The organism is Enterobacter sp. E14S (assembly GCF_055666685.1).
In genome coordinates, this window is record NZ_JBVODQ010000020.1 from 1 (window position 1) to 2,017 (window position 2,017).

The window sequence follows — 2,017 nt, forward strand, 5'->3', positions numbered from 1 at the left end:
TGCCGGTGCGCCAGATTAACGGAGTGATCACGTCGTTTGCCCGTCTGAAGTCCTCTGCCGATGAAGCCCTTTACGAGTGTGTGCTGGAGCATGATCTGGCGCTGCTGGACCGGAATTACCGTTCGGCCGTATACATGAATGTGACAGTGCCGGAGCTCGTCACGAGGCTGATGAAGGAGAGCGGGCATTTTCAGGGTTACAACATCGATTTTAATCAGTTGAGCCACAGCTACCCCAGCCGTGAAATGATTATTCAGTGGAAGGAAACCGATCTCCAGTTTATATGCCGTCTGCTGGCCGAGGTAGGGATCTGGTTCCGCTTTGAAAACCATGACAAGGTACAGGGCGAAACGGTGGTTGTCTTTGGTGACGGTGGCCGCCGCTATGTCTTCAGCGATAAGATGCTGCCGTACGTTCGCCATTCCGGCATGACCAGCCATGAAGAATACATTACCGAGCTCGAAGAAAAATACGAGCTCATTCCCGAAAGCGTGCTGGTGCGTACGTATAACTACCGCAATCCATTTTCGCCACAGGCGGATAAAACCATTTTCGATAATGATATTCCCGACGGGATAACCAGCGGAAAACAGTATCACTATGCCGATCATTATCTGGAGGACGGCGATTTTTACGGTGAAGAGGCGGAAACAGCCACGTTCTGCGCACGCCTGCGCTATGAGCGCCTGCTGAACAAACAGAGTGTGCTGGGAGGGACAACCAGTGACCCGGCACTGCTGCCGGGTGTGATGTTCAACCTGACAGGGGATATTTCTGACGGGTTTAAACACGGTTTTCTTGTCACCACAATGACGCTATCCGGCAGTCGAGCACAGCACTACCGTGCCATCCTGAAGGGGATCCCTTATCTGAACGGCTACAGCTATCGTCCGGAATATCTGCCGCGACCGGTGATTGCCGGTACGGTACCCGGTCGCGTGGCGGCCATCAATCGGGATCACACTTATGCCGGAGTCGATGCCCGGGGCCGATACCGCGTGAAGTTTGATTTTGACCTCGACGAGAAGCGTGACGGTTTTGAAAGTGCGCTGATGCGTCTGGGCAGACCGTACGGCGGGGATGTGTTTGGTTTTCATTTCCCGCTGCTGGACGGCACAGAAGTGGCTGTAGCCTTTGAAGGCGGCGATCCGGACCGACCCTTTATTGCGCATGTCATGCATGACGGCAGACACCCTGATCTGGTCACAAACCGCAACGACACCCGCAACGTGATCCGCACTGCTGCTTCAAACAAAATCCGTCTTGAGGATCGGCGCGGGAAGGAACACATCAAGATTTCCACGGAGTACGGCAAGAGTCAGGTCAGTGCCGGACACCTCGTTGACGCAGAGGGAAAGCAGCGCGGTGAAGGTGTGGAAGCGCGTACTGACAATCACATGGCGCTCCGTGCCGCCAAAGGGGTGATGATCACCACGGAGGCGCAACCGCGTGCTGCGGGTAAGCAACTGGATATGACGGCCGCCATTGCGCAGCTGGAGAAAGCGTTGTCGCTGGCAATGACGCTGCAACAAAGCGCACTGACGGCCGGGGCCAGTAATGTGGAAACCGATCAGCAAAATCAACTGAACCAGGTGCTGAGTAATCTGGCAGGGCCGGGTCTGTTGACCTATGCCGACAAAGGGCAGGCGCACGTCACGCCGGACAGTCTGCAACTGTCTGCCGGGAAAGATGTGATTGTGACGGCAGGCCAGGATACCAGCGTAAACGTGGTGAAAAAATTCTCGCTGGCCGTGGGGGAAAAACTCTCGCTGTTTTCCCGCAAGCTCGGCATTCAGATGATTGCCGGTGCCGGGGATATCACGACGCAGGCCCAGCGCGGGGAAATGCATATGCTTTCGCTGAAGGATTTCACGATGGCGAGTACCGACGGACAGCTGAACGGCAGCGCCAAGCAGGGCATTCAACTGGTCTGTGGCGGTGGCGGATTCCGTATCAGCCCTAACGGTCTGGTCACACTCTTCTCACCGACGGGAATCGAACTGAAAGCGCCAAACCT

1 protein-coding gene is annotated in these 2,017 nt (G+C 55.7%); it reads left to right on the top strand.

The window, feature by feature from the left end:
* Positions 1–2,017: type VI secretion system Vgr family protein (locus tag ACZ6J2_RS21765; protein WP_471726637.1), on the top strand; the 2,017-nt coding region annotated here is incomplete at both ends.